Annotated in this window: 16 protein-coding genes; 9 read left to right on the top strand and 7 right to left on the bottom strand. The window is 65.8% G+C overall.

Going from position 1 to position 15,788, the window contains the following annotated elements; translation table 11 throughout:
• Window positions 1–4: 4 nt before the first annotated feature.
• The gene (locus tag N5A93_RS02895; protein WP_268953564.1) at window positions 5–1,378 is read right to left on the bottom strand and encodes an L-serine ammonia-lyase; all 1,374 of its coding nucleotides are present in this window, start codon (window positions 1,376–1,378) and stop codon (window positions 5–7) included.
• 159 nt (window positions 1,379–1,537) lie between these two features.
• The gene (locus N5A93_RS02900; RefSeq protein ID WP_268953565.1) at window positions 1,538–2,242 is read right to left on the bottom strand and encodes a glutathione S-transferase family protein; all 705 of its coding nucleotides are present in this window, start codon (window positions 2,240–2,242) and stop codon (window positions 1,538–1,540) included.
• A gap of 174 nt (window positions 2,243–2,416) precedes the next feature.
• On the opposite strand from N5A93_RS02900, the gene rpiA reads away from it, so the two are divergent.
• The 6 genes from rpiA to N5A93_RS02930 all read left to right on the top strand — a co-directional run bounded on the left by rpiA (window position 2,417) and on the right by N5A93_RS02930 (window position 8,686).
• A complete protein-coding gene (gene rpiA / locus N5A93_RS02905; RefSeq protein ID WP_268953566.1) occupies window positions 2,417–3,205 on the top strand; it encodes a ribose-5-phosphate isomerase RpiA in 789 nt (262 codons plus the stop codon).
• Window positions 3,206–3,231: 26 nt separating this feature from the next.
• Window positions 3,232–4,587, top strand: a complete 1,356-nt coding sequence (gene gor / locus N5A93_RS02910; RefSeq protein WP_268953956.1) for a glutathione-disulfide reductase — start codon at window positions 3,232–3,234, stop codon at window positions 4,585–4,587.
• Window positions 4,588–4,655: 68 nt separating this feature from the next.
• On the top strand, window positions 4,656–5,825 hold the full coding sequence (gene hflK / locus N5A93_RS02915; RefSeq protein WP_268953567.1) for an FtsH protease activity modulator HflK: 1,170 nt from the start codon (window positions 4,656–4,658) through the stop codon (window positions 5,823–5,825).
• Window positions 5,825–6,868, top strand: coding sequence for a protease modulator HflC (gene hflC / locus N5A93_RS02920; protein WP_268953568.1), 1,044 nt, complete (start codon window positions 5,825–5,827; stop codon window positions 6,866–6,868). Before hflK ends, hflC begins: the two co-directional genes overlap by 1 nt.
• Window positions 6,865–7,062: a DUF2065 domain-containing protein gene (locus N5A93_RS02925; RefSeq protein WP_268953569.1), complete on the top strand. Its 198-nt coding sequence runs from the start codon at window positions 6,865–6,867 to the stop codon at window positions 7,060–7,062. The genes hflC and N5A93_RS02925 overlap by 4 nt, the downstream gene beginning before the upstream one ends.
• 226 nt (window positions 7,063–7,288) lie before the next feature.
• Entirely contained in the window at window positions 7,289–8,686 is a 1,398-nt protein-coding gene (locus N5A93_RS02930) for a DegQ family serine endoprotease (protein WP_268953957.1), read from the top strand.
• Between the two features lie 84 nt (window positions 8,687–8,770).
• On the opposite strand, the gene N5A93_RS02935 is transcribed toward N5A93_RS02930, so the two are convergent.
• The 4 genes from N5A93_RS02935 to rbfA are packed head-to-tail and all read right to left on the bottom strand — an operon-like array spanning window position 8,771 to window position 11,429.
• The gene (locus N5A93_RS02935; protein WP_268953570.1) at window positions 8,771–9,331 is read right to left on the bottom strand and encodes a DUF1643 domain-containing protein; all 561 of its coding nucleotides are present in this window, start codon (window positions 9,329–9,331) and stop codon (window positions 8,771–8,773) included.
• The gene (gene truB, locus N5A93_RS02940; protein ID WP_268953571.1) at window positions 9,328–10,233 is read right to left on the bottom strand and encodes a tRNA pseudouridine(55) synthase TruB; all 906 of its coding nucleotides are present in this window, start codon (window positions 10,231–10,233) and stop codon (window positions 9,328–9,330) included. Before truB ends, N5A93_RS02935 begins: the two co-directional genes overlap by 4 nt.
• A 55-nt stretch (window positions 10,234–10,288) precedes the next feature.
• The gene (locus tag N5A93_RS02945; protein WP_372920999.1) at window positions 10,289–11,047 is read right to left on the bottom strand and encodes a phosphodiester glycosidase family protein; all 759 of its coding nucleotides are present in this window, start codon (window positions 11,045–11,047) and stop codon (window positions 10,289–10,291) included.
• Window positions 11,034–11,429, bottom strand: coding sequence for a 30S ribosome-binding factor RbfA (gene rbfA / locus N5A93_RS02950; protein WP_085817835.1), 396 nt, complete (start codon window positions 11,427–11,429; stop codon window positions 11,034–11,036). Before rbfA ends, N5A93_RS02945 begins: the two co-directional genes overlap by 14 nt.
• Window positions 11,430–11,544: 115 nt before the next feature.
• Here rbfA and dapB point away from each other — a divergent pair, with 115 nt between their 5' ends.
• Complete coding sequence (gene dapB, locus N5A93_RS02955; RefSeq protein WP_268953572.1) at window positions 11,545–12,363, top strand: 4-hydroxy-tetrahydrodipicolinate reductase; 819 nt, start codon at window positions 11,545–11,547, stop codon at window positions 12,361–12,363.
• Between the two features lie 9 nt (window positions 12,364–12,372).
• Here dapB and N5A93_RS02960 read toward each other — a convergent pair whose 3' ends face one another.
• A complete protein-coding gene (locus N5A93_RS02960; RefSeq protein ID WP_268953573.1) occupies window positions 12,373–12,552 on the bottom strand; it encodes a DUF1674 domain-containing protein in 180 nt (59 codons plus the stop codon).
• Between the two features lie 67 nt (window positions 12,553–12,619).
• Here N5A93_RS02960 and N5A93_RS02965 point away from each other — a divergent pair, with 67 nt between their 5' ends.
• On the top strand, window positions 12,620–13,903 hold the full coding sequence (locus N5A93_RS02965) for an RsmB/NOP family class I SAM-dependent RNA methyltransferase (RefSeq protein WP_268953574.1): 1,284 nt from the start codon (window positions 12,620–12,622) through the stop codon (window positions 13,901–13,903).
• A 112-nt stretch (window positions 13,904–14,015) separates the two neighbouring features.
• The gene (locus tag N5A93_RS02970) at window positions 14,016–15,776 is read left to right on the top strand and encodes a heparinase II/III family protein (protein ID WP_268953575.1); all 1,761 of its coding nucleotides are present in this window, start codon (window positions 14,016–14,018) and stop codon (window positions 15,774–15,776) included.
• Window positions 15,777–15,788 lie beyond the last annotated feature (12 nt).

Below are 15,788 nucleotides of genomic sequence, written 5' to 3' on the forward strand. Positions count from 1 at the left end.
ATCTTCAGCAGTTGGGCACGTTCACGGCAAGGCCGCCGAGGGATGTTTCCTTGTATTTCTCGCTCATGTCCTCGCCGGTCTGGCGCATGGTTTCGATACAGGCATCGAGCGGAACAAGGTGGGTGCCGTCGCCGCGCAGGGCGAGGCTGGCGGCGCTGACCGCCTTGATCGCGCCAAGGCCGTTGCGTTCGATGCAGGGCACCTGCACCAGCCCCTTCACAGGGTCGCAGGTCATGCCAAGGTGATGCTCCAGCGCGATTTCGGCGGCGTTCTCGATCTGGGCGGGGGTGCCGCCCAGCACGGCGGCCAGCCCGGCGGCGCCCATGGCGGCGGCGCTACCCACTTCGGCCTGGCACCCCGCTTCGGCGCCCGAGATCGAGGCGTTGTATTTCACCAGCCCGCCGATGGCGGCGGCGGTGAGCAGAAAATCCTCGATCTGGGATTCGGAGGCGCCGGGGACATGTTCGAGCCAGTACTTGATGACGGCGGGCACCACGCCCGCCGCGCCATTGGTGGGCGCGGTCACGACCTGCCCGCCGGCGGCGTTTTCCTCGTTCACGGCCATCGCGTAGAGGCTGATCCAGTCGTTGATCTTGTGGGGTGCCTGTAGGTTGGTGCCGCGCTCGGCCAGCAGGGCATCGCGGATTCCCTTGGCGCGGCGGCGCACGCGCAGTCCGCCGGGCAGTTCGCCTTCGGCCTCGATGCCGCGTTCTATGCAGTCATCCATAACCTTCCAGATCCGCGCCACGCCCGAGCGAAGGTTTTCAGGGCCGCCGCGCGAAATCTCGTTGGCCTTCTTCATCTGGGCGACACTCTTGCCCGAGTGTTCGGCCATTTCCAGCATCTCGGCGGCGGACTTGAAGGGATAGGGGACCGGCTCGCCTTCGTCGGTGTTGCGGCCCTGGGCCAGTTCGGCCTCGGTCATGACGAAACCACCGCCGATGGAATAATAGGTTTCCTGAAGGATCACGTCGCCTTGCGCGTCGGTGGCCATCAGGATCATGCCATTGGCATGGCCCGGCAGGTTGGGGCCGAAATCGAAGATCAGGTCATCCTTGGGGTGAAAGGCCAGTTCCGGCAGGCCGGGCGGGCGCAGGGTGTGGGTTTCACGGATCTGTTCGAGCGTCGCCTCGGCGGTGTCGTGCTCGTAATCCTCGGGGCGAAAACCGGCGAGACCCAGGATGGTGGCGCGGTCGGTGGCGTGGCCGATGCCGGTGAAGGCAAGGCTGCCATGCAACGAGCCGCGCAGGCCGTGGGGTTCGAACGGCGCGGCGCGCATCTTGTCCAGAAATCGCGCGGCGGCCACCATCGGCCCCATCGTATGCGACGAGGACGGGCCGACGCCGATCTTGAACATGTCGAAGACGGACAGAAACATGCAATCTTTCCCGTTCTGGCCCGATGGCAACACGGGCTTTTCTATCTCTATGACGCGCCGGGGCGCGATGTGGCGGCGCAAAAGCGACCGAGTCGTCGAAATCCGCGCCAGTCTTGTCAATCTCGGGGTTGCGGGACCGGGTTTCAACAACTGTGTGAGTCAGAGCGCGCTGCCTTCGGGCGGATCGCAGGGCCGTGGCGCGGTGAGCGGCGTGGGGCCAAGCCCTTCGGCGCAGATCGCGGCGGCGATGCTGGGGCGGGTTTCAAGGGCGGCGGCCATGGCCCGCAGATGTGGCCAGCGCGCCAGGGAAAACCAGCCGGTCGCGCCCTGCGGATAAAGCGCCATCCAGCGCAGCATCGGGCCGAGGTAAAGGCCAAGGATCGTGGGGGCGGTACCGCTGAACAGCGAAGGCGACGTGGTGGCGGCTGATTCGACTGTATCGAGGTGGCGGGCGATCTCGCCCTGCATATGGCTGCGCAGGCGCGCGCATTCCGCAGGGCCGGGGCCGGTATAACGATCCGGGTAAAAGGTTATCCGAAGGGCCGGGTGCAGCGTGTTCGCAAGAAAGAACAGCCATTTGAGCATCGCGCCCCGGTCGGGCGCGTCGGGTGCGGGCGCCAGCGCGCCATGGCGGTCGGCCAGCCAGAGCAGGATCGCGCCGGTCTCGAACAGCGGGCCGTCGGGGGTTTCGAGCGCCGGAATCAGTCCGGCGGGGTTGATCGCAAGGTAAGCGGGCGCGGATTGCCCCCGCGCCGCGCGGTCCACCAGAATGGCGTGATAAGGCTGGCGCAGTTCCTCGAGCGCGAGGCGGACCACCAGAGAGGCGTTATCGGGCGCGTAATGCAGGCGGTAGGATTCGGTCATGAGCATGGTGTCAGCCTAGCGGCGCGGGCGCACCGCGCCAGCCTGAAAGCGACGGCCCGGCCGCCGCGCGAGGCATCGGGCGCGCGGGTTTGTCACAAACCCGCCGATGCCCCCTCGCGCATGGCGTTCAACTTGCCTATAACCCTCCCCGAAACGTCACGGGGAGTCGCTGCCATGACCGGAGAATTGTCGCCCATCGACAAGGCCAAATTCGTCGCCGCCAAGCGGTCGGTGGATTATGTCGAGGACGGGATGCGCGTGGGGCTGGGCACCGGATCGACCGCCGCGTGGATGGTGCGCTGCCTCGGCGAGCTGGTGCGCGATGACGGGCTGAAGATCAAGGGCGTGCCCACATCCACCCGCACCGCCGAACTGGCGCGCGAGGTCGGCATCGAGGTGATCAGCCTTGACGAGGCCAAGTGGCTGGATCTGACCATCGACGGCGCGGATGAGTTCGACGCGAACCTGAACCTGATCAAGGGGGGCGGCGGGGCGCTGTTGCAGGAAAAGATCGTCGCCACCGCCAGCGACCAGATGATCGTGATCGCCGATGTCGGCAAGGAGGTCGAGACGCTGGGCGCGTTTCCGCTGCCGATCGAGGTCATTCCGTTCGGCTGGGAGACCACCAAATCGCTGGTCGAGGAGATGCTGATCTCGATGGATGTGCTGGGGCGCGACGCGACGCTGCGGATGAACGGGGACCGGCCCTTCGTGACCGATGAGGGGAATTACATCCTGGACCTGCATCTGGGGCGGATCGGCAAGGCGAACCAGTTGGCGATGGTGCTGAACCAGATGCCGGGCGTGGTGGAAAACGGGCTGTTCATAGATATCTGCGACGTGGTGATCGTGGGCTATGGCGATGGCCGCGTCGAGACCCGCGACATCAACGAGGGCACGGTCGAGGAAGACCGGCTCGATTTCCTGGAATCCGAGAACCTGTTCACCGATCTGCAGGATTGAGCGGGCACAAGTCAGAGGGCAAGGCATTGGCATTCGACTACGAACTTTTCGTGATCGGCGGCGGCTCGGGCGGGGTGCGCGCGGCGCGCGTCGCGGCGCAGGGTGGCGCCAGTGTGGCGCTGGCCGAGGAGGACCGCTATGGCGGCACCTGCGTGCAGCGCGGCTGCGTGCCCAAGAAGCTGATGGTCTTCGCCAGCGAGTATCCCGGCCATATGGAGGACGCGCAGGCCTATGGCTGGACCGTGCATGCGGGCGGCTTTGACTGGCCGGCCTTTCGGGACACGATGCACAGTGAGCTGGACCGGCTGGAAGGGGTCTATCGGCGGCTGTTGTCCAACAGCGGGGTCGAGACCTTCGATTCCCGCGCGGTGGTGGCGGATGCCCATAGTGTCAGGCTGGCCAGCGGCGAAACCAAGACCGCAAAGCATATCCTGATCGCCACCGGCGGCTGGCCGGTCACGCCCGACCTGCCCGACGCCGAGCACGCGCTGACCAGCAACGAGATTTTCCACCTGGAAACGCTGCCCAAATCGCTGCTGATCGTCGGCGGCGGTTATATCGCCTGCGAATTCGCCTGCATCCTCAATGGTCTGGGCGTCCAGGTGACGCAGTATTACCGCGGCGCGCAGATCCTGCGGGGGTTCGACGAAGAGGCGCGCGGGCTGATTTCCGAGGAAATGATGCGCAACGGGGTCGATCTGCATCTGGGCTGCAACATCATCGAGATGGAAAAGCAGGAACAGGGCTTCCGCATCAAGGCCACCAATGGCGACGAGCGGATGTTCGACCAGGTGATGTTCGCGACCGGGCGCAACCCCAACACGGCCGGGATGGGGCTTGAGGAGGTCGGCGTGAAGCTGGGCCGCAAGGGCGAGATCGAAGTGGATTCCTACAGCCAGACCGCGGTTCCGTCGATCTATGCGATCGGCGACGTGACCGACCGGGCGAACCTGACGCCGGTGGCGATCCGCGAAGGGATGGCCTTTGTGGAGACGGTGTTCAACGGCAACCCGACCCCGGTGGATCACGATCTGATCCCGACGGCGATCTTCACCCAGCCGGAATTCGGCACCATCGGCCTGAGCGAGGAGGCGGCACGCGATCAGGAGCCCGTGGATGTCTACTGCACATCGTTCAAACCGATGCAGCAGAGTTTCGCGGGGCGCGAGGACCGGGTTCTGATGAAATTGATCGTCAGCAAGGAAAGCCGGCGCATCCTGGGCTGTCATATCGTCGCGCCCGGCGCGGGCGAGATGATCCAGCTGGCCGGGATCGCGGTCAAGATGGGTGCCACGAAAGAGGATTTCGACCGCACGGTGGCGGTTCACCCCACCATGGCCGAAGAAATCGTCACGATGCGAGAACCAGTGCGAAGCGCTTGAAATTCAGGTATCACAGCACAGTTTAGATAGAACGTCCCGTTAGGGACGGCAGTGAAGGGAAGGTTTACATGGCTGGAAATTCTGGCGGCCCCTGGGGCGGCGGCGGAAATTCAGGCGGCGGGGATGACAACCGCGGCGGAAATCGGGGCGGACGCAGACCTCCGGAGGGGGGCGGGCCGCAAATCCCGGAGATCGACGAACTTGTCCGCAAGGGCCAGGATCAACTGCGCGTCCTGATGGGCGGACGCGGCGGCGGCGGCAATGGCGCCGGCGGAGACGGTGGCGGCCCGGCCTTCGGGCGCGGCTCCATCGTGCTTGGCGTGGTGATCGCGCTGGTGGCCTGGGCGGCGGCCAGCTTCTATACGGTGAAACCGGAAGAACAATCCGTCGAACTGTTCCTCGGGTCCTATTCCTCGACCGGGCAGCCGGGTCTGAACTTCGCGCCCTGGCCGTTGGTGACTTATGATGTGGTCAATGTCACCTCGGAACGCACCGAGGATATCGGCATGGGCCGCGGCGCCGACAGCGATGGCCTGATGCTGACGACTGATGCCAATATCGTGGATATCGATTTCCAGGTCGTGTGGAACATCCAGGATCCCGCGAAACTTCTGTTCAACATCCGTGATCCGCAGCTGACGGTGCGTGCGGTGTCCGAATCCGCCATGCGCGAGATCATCGCGGCATCGAACCTGGCACCGATCCTCAACCGCGACCGTGGCATCATCGCAGACACCGCGCGCGAGAATATCCAGGAAACGCTGGATGATTACGAAAGCGGCATCACCATCGTGCGTGTCAACCTTGACACCGCCGACCCGCCGGGCGCCGTGATCGACGCCTTCCGCGAGGTTCAGGCCGCCGAACAGGAGCGCGACCGCCTGCAACGTCAGGCCGACGCCTATGCGAACCGTGTTCTGGCCGAAGCCAGGGGGGAAGCGGCACAGGTGATCGAAGTGGCCGAGGGGTATCGCGCCCGCGTGGTCAACGAAGCCGTTGGTGAGGCCAGCCGCTTCATCGCCGTCGCGCAGGAGTTCAACACCGCGCCCGAGGTCACGCAGCGCCGTCTCTATCTTGAGACGGTCGAGCGCACGCTTGGGCAGCTTGACAAGATCCTGATCGACGAAGCCACCGGGGCGGGCGAGAACGGACAGGGTCTCGTGCCCTATCTGCCGCTTAATGAATTGCGCCGCAGTGGCGGTGCGTCCTCCAACACCAGCAACGGGGGCTCGAACTGATGCGTAAATCCGCACTTCTTCTGCCGATCGTGGTCATCGCCATCATCGGCGGCCTGTCCTCGGTCTTCATCGTGGACGAGCGCGAGAAAGCGCTTGTCCTGCAATTCGGTCAGATCCGCCAGGTGGTCGAGGAACCGGGCCTCGGGTTCAAGATCCCGATCATCCAGGAGGTCGTGAGATATGACGACCGGATCCTGTCCTTTGACACCGACACGATCGAGGTCACGCCTTCGGATGATCGCCGACTGGTGGTCGATGCCTTCGCCCGCTACCGCATCGCCAATGTGGTGCAATTCCGCCAGGCCGTCGGCGTGGGCGGTATCCGCGCCGCCGAGGACCGCCTTTCGTCGATCCTCAACGCACAGATCCGCGAGGTTCTGGGTGCCGATCAGGTGACATCGGATACGATCCTGTCGCCGCAACGGGGCGATCTGGCGCGGCGTATCCGCGCACAGGCCCGCACCAGTGCCGAAGGCCTTGGGCTGGAAATCGTCGACGTCCGGCTGAAGCAGACCAACCTGCCGCAGCAGAACCTTGACGCGACCTTCGCCCGGATGCGCGCCGAGCGCGAACGCGAGGCCGCAGACGAGATCGCCCGCGGTAACGAGGCCGCTCAGCGCGTGCGCGCCGCTGCGGACCGGACCGTGGTTGAAACCGTGTCGAAAGCCGAGCGGGAGGCCGAGATCACCCGCGGTGAGGCCGATGCCGAACGTAACCGGATCTATGCCGAAGCCTTTGGAAAGAATCCCGAGTTCTTCGCCTTCTACCGCTCGCTCTCGGCGATGGAGCGGTCGCTCAATTCGGAGAACACGACGCTGGTTTTCTCGCCCGACAGCGAATTCCTGTCCGAGTTGTTCAACTCGGTGCGGGCCGATGGTCTGAGGGAGGTGGACATCGATGATATCGATATCGACAGCCTGCGCGACATGGCGCCTGAATCCGAGATTTCGCCCGATCTGCCCGAGGCCGAGCGCGAGCGGCTGGAAGAGGACGAGCGCCTGCAGCAGATCGACAACGACAACGACTCAGAGGCGTCCAATTGATCGAGAATATCTTTCTGGCCCTCGGGCTGGTCTTGATCCTGGAGGGGCTGGTCTATGCGCTGGCCCCTTCGCTTGTGGAGCGATTCCTGATTGCGCTGAGTGCCCTGTCGGAAGACAATCGCAGGCTTATGGGGCTTGTCGCGATGGCGATCGGGCTGGTTATGGTCTGGGCGGCGAAAACGCTCGGCGCTTGATTTCCGGCTCACTTGAGCTTCACATGAACGTGACAGCGGGTTGCGCGCGTTTTGCGTTTGCGCCCGAAGCACCTACATGCATGTCAGAACAGCGCAGGCGTCAAGGCGTTTTGCAGATGCCCCAACGGACAATGGCAAGGAGACGATCCCAGTGACAGCCCAATCCGCAACAGCTTCAAATCGACAATCCGGCGCGCTGCGCGCGCTTTGGGTGACGGCGCTGACCATGGCGCTGATCATCGCGCAGGCGCTGGTGGCGCAGGCGCGGCCCGAGAGTTTCTCGGACCTGGTCGACAAGGTCAGCCCGGCGGTGGTGAACATCACCACATCTACCGTGGTGGCGCAGGGCACAGGCCCGTCGCCCATCGTGCCCGAGGGCTCGCCTTTCGAGGATTTCTTCCGCGAATTCCGTGATCGCAGCGGCCAGGGAGACCGGCCGCGACGCAGCTCGGCGCTTGGTTCGGGCTTCGTCATCTCGGAGGATGGCTTCGTGGTGACCAACAACCACGTCATCGAATCCGCCGACGAGATCATCATCGAATTTTTCTCGGGCAAGGAGTTGGTCGCCGAAGTCGTCGGCACCGACCCCAAGACCGACATCGCGCTGTTGAAGGTGGAGACCGACGAGCCGCTGCCCTTTGTCACCTTCGGCGACAGCGACACGGCACGCGTCGGGGATTGGGTCATGGCGATGGGCAATCCGCTGGGACAGGGTTTCTCGGCCAGTGCGGGGATCGTTTCAGCCCGCAATCGCGCGCTCAGCGGTACCTATGACGATTACATCCAGACCGACGCCGCGATCAACCGTGGCAACTCGGGCGGGCCACTGTTCAACATGGACGCGCAGGTGATCGGGGTGAACACCGCGATCCTGTCGCCGACCGGTGGCTCGATCGGTATCGGCTTTTCGATGGCGTCGAATGTGGTGACGCGGGTGATCGACCAGCTCAAGGAGTTCGGCGAGACGCGGCGCGGCTGGCTGGGTGTGCGCATCCAGGACGTGACTGACGACGTGGCCGAGGCGATCGGCCTTGAAGAGGTGCGCGGCGCATTGGTGACCGACGTGCCCGAAGGCCCCGCCGCCGAGGGCGGAATGAAGGCCGGTGACGTGATCCTGAGCTTTGACGGCAAACCGGTTCAGGATACGCGCGAGCTGGTTCGCCGGGTCGGCAATACCGAGGTCGGCAAGGCCGTCCGGGTGAGGGTGTTCCGCGACGGCAAGACCCAGTCGCTGAAGATCACGCTGGGACGGCGCGAAGAGGCCGAAGGCGCGGTGCCTGCGGCCCAGGTCGAGGAGGACAATGGCGGGGAAGCCTCCAGCCAGGAGATCCTCGGCCTGACGATCAGCCCGCTTGACGACGAGCTGCGCGATCAACTGGAGCTGGATGACAACGCGACCGGACTGGTGGTGACCGATGTCGACAACCTGTCGGAGGCCTATGAAAAGGGCGTGCGCGCAGGCGATCTGATCACCGAGGTCGGGCAACAGCAAGTGACCAGCATGAGCGATCTTGAGGACCGCATCGCCGAGGCCCGCGAGGCCGGGCGCAAGTCCATCCTGCTGTTGGTGCGCCGCGCTGGCGAGCCGCGCTTCGTGGCGCTGCCGGTCGAAACCGGCGAGTGACGCCGCGCTCGGAAATCGGGCAAGCAAAGGTCAGGGCGCCCTTGCCAGGGCGCCCTTTTTCGTGGCCGGGGGCCAACCGCGCGGTCAGACCGGCAGCGGGAAATCCATGAGCGCCGTGTCCTTGCGCAGGTAAAGCGGATGCTTGGCCGATCCGTCCTGATTGAGGCCAAGGCATTTCAGCGGCTTGCCGGTCGCGACCATCGCGCCGATCACGTCCTGCACCACGGGCCGGAAGCGTTTGTGCAGCTTGCCATAGGCCATGACGATCAGCTCGGATTCCTGCGCCATTTCAAGCAGAGCGGGAATATTGGCGGGGCTGCAGGCGGCCGCCGGATCGGCGGGGATGTCGCGCGGCGAGGTTGCGCGCCAGTCGAGCATGTTGCCCTTGAGATAGCGGGTGAAGCCCCAATCGCGGGCAAAGATCAGTTCGCGGTGGCAGGTGGGATCGGAAACTTCGGCAGCGGCGACCGAGGGGTTCATGCCGATGAACAGCACGGCGCGGGGGGTGGTGCCCGCTGGTGTCCAGTCACGCGTCAGCGATTGGCGGTAGCGCCCGCATTCCGAAAAGCTGGCGCCGCCGATCACCCCGTCGGGCAGCTTGAGGCGCACCTTGCCGCCGGGATCATGCGCGCCGGCGCCGCTCATTGGTTGAAGACGCGGCTTGGATGCAGCTCGCCCGCCTTGAAGCGGCCCACGGCGACGGCCCGCCCGTCGTGAGAGGCCCAGCATTCCTCGCCATATTCCACGTCGCTTGCGATCACCATGCCGGGATTGCCATTCCTGAGCCGCGCCAGCCCCACATCGGTGCAGCGCACCTGGGGCAGATCGTCGAGCCCCTCTTCGAGGGGGCGGATGTGGCTGTCGAGTTCGGGCGAATGGGCCAGCGCGTCGATCTGGTCGAGCGTCAGCCCGTCCTCGGCGCGAAACGGCCCCGACCAGATACGGCGCAGCCGGGTCACATGGCCGAAACAGCCCAGCGCCGCGCCCAGATCGCGGGCGATGGCGCGCACATAGCCGCCCTTGCCGCAGGTCATCGTCAGAACGACATGATCGGGATCGGGGCGATCCAGCATCACCAGTTCCTCGACCCAGAGGGGGCGGGGTTCGACCTCGAAATCCTCGCCGTCGCGGGCCAGCTTATAGGCGCGCTGCCCGTCGATCTTGACGGCCGAATATTTGGGCGGGACCTGCATGATCTCGCCGACGAAGGCGTGCAGCGCTTCCTTGATGGCGTCATCATCGGGGCGCGTTTCACTGGAGGCGATCACCTCGCCTTCGGCGTCGTCGGTATTGGTGGCCTGACCCAGCCGGACGGTGAATTCGTAGGCCTTGAGCGCGTCGGTGACATAGGGGACGGTCTTGGTCGCCTCGCCCAGCGCCACGGCCAGAACGCCTGTCGCCTCGGGATCGAGCGTGCCGGCATGGCCCGCCTTCCTGGCCTGCAAGGCCCAGCGCACCTTGTTCACGACCGCTGTCGAGGTCATCCCCGCAGGCTTGTCCACGATCAGCCAGCCGGAAATATCGCGCCCCTTGCGTTTGCGTGCCATGCTCGTGCCTTTCTGCCCGGTGAAGGCGGCGGCGTAGCCCAAGCCCCGCGCGCTGTCAATTCGCCCCGTGCCGGACCACACCCACCACCGGCCCCATCGGGAAGCCCCCGTCATGACGCCCGATGGCAGGCGCATAGAGGCGCGAGACGTTGCCGTCGAGGTAAAGCGCCTGCGGCGTCTTGAGCACGTCGCGAAACAGCGTGGCGAATTGATGGAAGCTCACCGGCGCCTGCGAGATCGCGAACCAGAGCGTCTGGCCGTCCGCCGAGCTGCCCACCGCGTTGCGCCGATAGCGGCTGTCGCTGTCGCGCAGGAAGCGCGGATGCAGCGCGCCGTCGATCACCAGCATCGGCCCGGACTGGGTGGCAAAGCGGCATGCGGGCGGATCGTCGGTGAAGCGCAGGGTCTCGATCACGTCGGCACGCCCGTCGCGAATGCACAGGATGCCGTTGGGCAAAAGCCCGAAATTGCCCGGCCCAGCCGAGGTGACGACCGGGGCAAGGGTCTCGCCCTCTTCGACATAAAGCCCGACCGGGCTGCGATCGGTGTGATACATCCCGGCATTCATGCCAAAGGCGAGGCGCGCGTCATCAGCGCCCAGCATCCTGTCGATATTGTCGAAACTGGCAAGCGGTTTGCCGGTGCTGTCGTCGCGCAAGAACAGCCTCAGGTCCGCGTCGGCGACATCGACGCGGCAGATGGTGAAAGCCTCGCCTTCATGGTCGCGCGTGCTGCATTCCACCGCAGCGGCGGGCATGGCGGCGGCACCCGCCCAGAGGGCCACGCAGAGGCGAAGCATGTCAGCCTTCGACATCCCGGCGCACCTTGTCCTGCGCAAAGAGCCTTCGGGTTTCATCCATCCGGTCGAATGTCTCGTCGATGCGGAAACGCAGGTCGGGCGCGTATTTCAGATCCAGCTTCTTGCCCACCATGCGGCGCAGTTCGCCCTTGTTGCGGGCAAGGAAGGCGATGGCGTCTTCCTGCCCCTCGCCGCCAAGCGGCAGCACATAGGCGGTGGCGACCTTGAGGTCGGGGGATACGCGCACTTCGCCGACCGTCACCGAAAGACGGTTGAGTTCGGGATCATGCACGTCGCCGCGCATCAGAACCTCGGACAGGGTGCGCCGGATCAGTTCGCCGACGCGAAGCTGGCGTTGCGACGGCCCGGATCCTTCGTGAAACTTGTTTCTGGCCATGACCCGCATCTAATCGCTTCGCGCTGCTTTGCCAAGATCAATGCGCGCAGTTGCCCATTGTGCGATGCCCCTGCCACGGGCTACACAGCGCCGGACATTCGCAGGAGGCCGCGACATGACAGATCTGCCGGGTATCGTGGTGACGGGCGCATCGGGGCGCATGGGCCAGATGCTGATCCGCACCGTTCTGGAAAGCGACCGCGCCAGGCTGGCCGGGGCGCTGGAGCGCAAGGGCCATGACTGGATCGGCAAGGACGTCGGCGAGGCGATGGGCGGCACGGCGATCGGGATCAGCGTGACCGACGATCCGCTGGAGGCGCTGTCGCGCGCCCATGCGGTGATCGATTTCACCGCGCCTGCAGCAACGGTGGAATTCGCCGGACTGGCGGCGCAGGCGCGCTGCGTGCATGTGATCGGCACCACCGGCCTTACGGGTGATGACATCGACAAGATCGACGCCGCCGCACGCCATGCCACGATCATCCGCGCCGGAAACATGAGCCTTGGCGTCAACCTGTTGGTGCAACTGACCAGGAAGGTCGCCGCCGCGCTGGACGAGGATTACGATATCGAGGTGATCGAAGCGCATCACAATCAGAAGGTCGATGCGCCCTCGGGTACCGCCCTGATGCTGGGCGAGGCCGCCGCCGAGGGGCGGGGCGTGCGCCTTGAGAGCGTCGAGGACCGGGGCCGCGACGGGATCACCGGCAAGCGCACGCGCGGGCATATCGGGTTTTCGGCGATACGGGGCGGCGATATCGTGGGCGAACATGACGTGATGTTCGCCGCGATGGGCGAGCGGGTGATCCTGCGCCATGTCGCCACCGACCGGGCGGTCTTTGCGCGCGGCGCGCTGAAGGCGGCGTTGTGGGGTCAGGGCCGCAAGCCGGGCGCCTATGACATGCTGGATGTGCTGGGCCTCAAGGAAGCCTGAGCGCACCGTTCAGAAATCGATGGCGAGGCCCTTTTTCTCCCAATCGCCATAGCGCACTGGCTCCAGCCCCTCGCGGCGGCCGCCAAGTTCCTTGGGCAACTCGGTTTCGGCGGCGTTGCGGCGGCGCTCTTCGGCTTCGGCCAGGGCGCGGATGGCTTCGGGCGGGAGATCGCGTTTGGGGTCGGTCATCGTCGGGCTTCCTTTGGTGCTTGAGCCTTGATATATGCCCGCATTGCCCCCGAGCCAAGGATTTCCGATGTCACAGCCCGCCCCGTCCGCCCGCCGCAGCGCTGTTCACCTGCTGGATCAGGTGATGGGCGAAGGGCGGTTGATGTCCGACATGATCGGCTCTGGCGCGCTGGACCGGCTTGAACCGGCGGACCGCGCCCGCGCGCAGCGATTGGCAAGCGACACCTTGCGCGGGCTGGAACGGGCCGACCGGCTGCTGCAACGCCATCTGCGCAAGCCGCCGCCGCTGCATGTGTTCAACATCCTGCGCCTCGGCACGGTCGAGCTTTGCACGGGAGGCGATGCGCATGGGGTGGTCAACGATCTTGTGGGGATCGTCGGCAGTCACAAACGGTATGGCAACCTCAAGGGGCTGATCAACGCGGTGCTGCGCAAGATCGCCGATGACGGGATGAAGACGTGGAACGATCTGCGCGTGCCACGCCTGCGCCGCTGGCTGCGTGAGCCGCTGATCGCCGCTTGGGGCGCGGGGCCGGTCGGGGCGATGGAGCGGGCGCATTTCGCGGGCGCGCCGCTGGACCTGACGGCCAAGGGGGATGCGGGTGAACTGCTGACCATGCTTGGCGCGGGGACACTGTTGCCGACCGGGAGTGTGCGGCTGTCGGATGCGGGTCAGGTCTCGGCCCTGCCCGGTTTTGATGCTGGCGCTTGGTGGGTGCAGGACACCGCCGCCGCGATCCCGGCGCGGGTGCTGGCGCCACAGCCGGGGGAAAGTGTGCTGGATCTTTGCGCGGCGCCGGGTGGCAAGACATTGCAGCTGGCGGCGGCGGGGGCGGATGTGACTGCGCTCGACATCTCCGAAAAGCGCATGGCGCGGGTGCGCGAGAACCTCGCGCGCTGCGGGCTTACGGCGCGGTGCGAGATCGGCGACGCGCTGGATCATGCGGGCGGCCCCTATGACGCGGTGCTGCTGGATGCGCCCTGTTCGGCGACCGGCACGATCCGGCGTCATCCCGACCTGCCCTTTGCCAAGGATGGCGCCGAGTTCGCGGCGCTGATCGCGTTGCAGTCGGCCATGATCGACCACGCGCTGACATTGCTCAAACCCGGCGGGCGGCTGGTGTTCTGCACCTGCTCGCTGTTGCCTGACGAAGGCGAATGCCAGGTCGAGGAGGCCTGCGCACGCCACCCGGGGCTGAGCGTGGAGCGCGCGGCGCTGGACCTGCCGGGGATCGCACCCGAGTGGATCACCGAAGAGGGCGGGCTGCGCCTGCGCCCCGATTACTGGCCCGAAATCGGCGGCATGGACGGGTTCTATATTGCCAGCCTGCGTCTGGACGCCGGGGCCTGACCCGGCACAGGAAACCTTCTGCGCCTTGAGGCGGATTGCCCGGTGACTTGGCGGCGACGGGAAGCTATAGTGACTCCAACAACGCCAGGAAGAGCGTGCAGAGGCACGGCATATGTCAAAGTCCGACAACCTGTCGGCGCGCTGGACGCGCCTTATGAACCGCGTCGCCGCCCGGCGCGCGACACTGACGCGCGCGGCCACGGCCTTTGTCTCGCAGCCCGAACCGCGCACCATCGGCAGTTATGCACGCGGTCGCCAGCTTGTGGCGGGCAACTTCCTGTTCGCCGGGCATCTGTTGCAGGAACCGGGCAGCAATATCTGGGACCTGGCGCCTCCGGACAAGGCTTTTGCCGAAGAAACACACGGATTTGGCTGGCTTGACGATCTGGCGGCGCTTGGCGATGCGAGCGCGCGTCAATGCGCGCAGGCGTGGCTGTGGTCCTGGATCGCGCGCTATGGCGCGGGGCGCGGGCCGGGCTGGACCCCTAACCTGACCGGTCGGCGGCTGATCCGCTGGATCAACCACGCGCCCTTCCTGCTTGGCTGCACCGGGCGCGAGGAGGCCGAGGGTTTCTTCAAATCGCTGGCGCAGCAGACCAATTTCCTGGGCCGCCGCTGGCGCGCCTCCTGCCCCGGCCTGCCGCGATTCGAGGCGCTGACGGGTCTGGTCTATGCGGGTTTGTCGCTGAAAGGGATGGAGGGGCATGTGGACCCCGCGCTGCGCGTGCTGGCGCGCGAGTGCGACACGCAGATCGACGATACCGGGGGTATCGCCACCCGCAACCCCGAGGAGTTGCTGGATGTCTTCGCGCTTCTGACATGGGCCTCGGTGGCACTGTCGGAATCCGGGCGCGCCCCGACGCCGTCGCATTGGAACGCCATTGAGCGGATCGCCCCGACCCTGCGGACCCTGCGCCATAGCGACGGCGCGCTGGCGCGGTTTCACGGTGGCGGGCGCGGGCTTGAGGGGCGGCTCGACAATGCGCTGGCCAATAGCGGCGTCAAGACGCGCCAGCCTGACGGTTTGTCGATGGGCTACGCCCGGATCAGCGCCGGACGGACCTCGATCATCATCGACGCGGCACCGCCGCCTTCGGGGCGCGCATCGCTCAATGCCCATGCCTCGACGCTGGCGTTCGAGCTGACGTCGGGGCGGCGGCCGCTGATCGTGAATTGCGGCTCGGGGGTCAGTTTCGGGGCGCAGTGGCGGCGCGCGGGACGTGCCACGCCGTCGCATTCGACACTGGTCCTGGCGGGCCGCTCCAGCGCGCGTTTGGACCTTGGGGCAAAGCGCGAAGGCTGGTTGACCGACGCGCCGCGCCATGTGCCGGTCAAGGTCAGCAATGCGCCGGACGGGCTGCGCTTCGAGGGGGGGCATGATGGCTATCTGCGCAGTTACGGCCTGACCCATGCCCGCACGCTGGACCTGACATTCGACGGGCGCGGGGTCGCGGGCGAGGACATGCTGCTGACGCTGGGCGATGGCGACCGGCGCAAGTTCGACAAGGCGATGGATGCGGCCACCTTGCAGGGCATTCCCTTTGACATCCGCTTTCACCTGCACCCGGATGTGGATGCCAGCCTCGACATGGGCGGCGCAGCGGTGTCGATGGCGCTCAAGAGCGGAGAGATCTGGGTATTTCGCAGCGACGGACGGGTGAACCTGTCGCTGGAACCCAGCGTTTATCTCGAAAAAAACCGGCTCAAGCCGCGTGCGACCAAACAAATCGTTCTATCCGGGCGCGTGATGGAGTATGCGACCCGCACAAGGTGGTCATTGGCCAAGGCACAGGACACGCCGATCGGCATCCGCGACCTGACACAGGACGAGTTGGAGCCAGCGGCCGGTGACACCGAGACAGAACAGACCTGAACCGACTGACCC

Origin of the sequence: Roseovarius salincola, assembly GCF_026891095.1 — a bacterium.
GTDB lineage: Bacteria > Pseudomonadota > Alphaproteobacteria > Rhodobacterales > Rhodobacteraceae > Roseovarius > Roseovarius salincola.

Coding starts and splice junctions, on each gene's coding strand:
- N5A93_RS02965 (WP_268953574.1), top strand. CDS start 12,620: ATGTCACAGCCCGCCCCGTCCGCCCGCCGCAGCGCTGTTCACCTGCTG.
- dapB (WP_268953572.1), top strand. CDS start 11,545: ATGACAGATCTGCCGGGTATCGTGGTGACGGGCGCATCGGGGCGCATG.
- hflK (WP_268953567.1), top strand. CDS start 4,656: ATGGCTGGAAATTCTGGCGGCCCCTGGGGCGGCGGCGGAAATTCAGGC.
- N5A93_RS02900 (WP_268953565.1), bottom strand. CDS start 2,242: ATGACCGAATCCTACCGCCTGCATTACGCGCCCGATAACGCCTCTCTG.
- N5A93_RS02930 (WP_268953957.1), top strand. CDS start 7,289: ATGGCGCTGATCATCGCGCAGGCGCTGGTGGCGCAGGCGCGGCCCGAG.
- rpiA (WP_268953566.1), top strand. CDS start 2,417: ATGACCGGAGAATTGTCGCCCATCGACAAGGCCAAATTCGTCGCCGCC.
- N5A93_RS02945 (WP_372920999.1), bottom strand. CDS start 11,047: ATGTCGAAGGCTGACATGCTTCGCCTCTGCGTGGCCCTCTGGGCGGGT.
- N5A93_RS02935 (WP_268953570.1), bottom strand. CDS start 9,331: ATGAGCGGCGCCGGCGCGCATGATCCCGGCGGCAAGGTGCGCCTCAAG.
- N5A93_RS02970 (WP_268953575.1), top strand. CDS start 14,016: ATGTCAAAGTCCGACAACCTGTCGGCGCGCTGGACGCGCCTTATGAAC.
- N5A93_RS02895 (WP_268953564.1), bottom strand. CDS start 1,378: ATGTTTCTGTCCGTCTTCGACATGTTCAAGATCGGCGTCGGCCCGTCC.
- rbfA (WP_085817835.1), bottom strand. CDS start 11,429: ATGGCCAGAAACAAGTTTCACGAAGGATCCGGGCCGTCGCAACGCCAG.
- hflC (WP_268953568.1), top strand. CDS start 5,825: ATGCGTAAATCCGCACTTCTTCTGCCGATCGTGGTCATCGCCATCATC.
- truB (WP_268953571.1), bottom strand. CDS start 10,233: ATGGCACGCAAACGCAAGGGGCGCGATATTTCCGGCTGGCTGATCGTG.
- N5A93_RS02960 (WP_268953573.1), bottom strand. CDS start 12,552: ATGACCGACCCCAAACGCGATCTCCCGCCCGAAGCCATCCGCGCCCTG.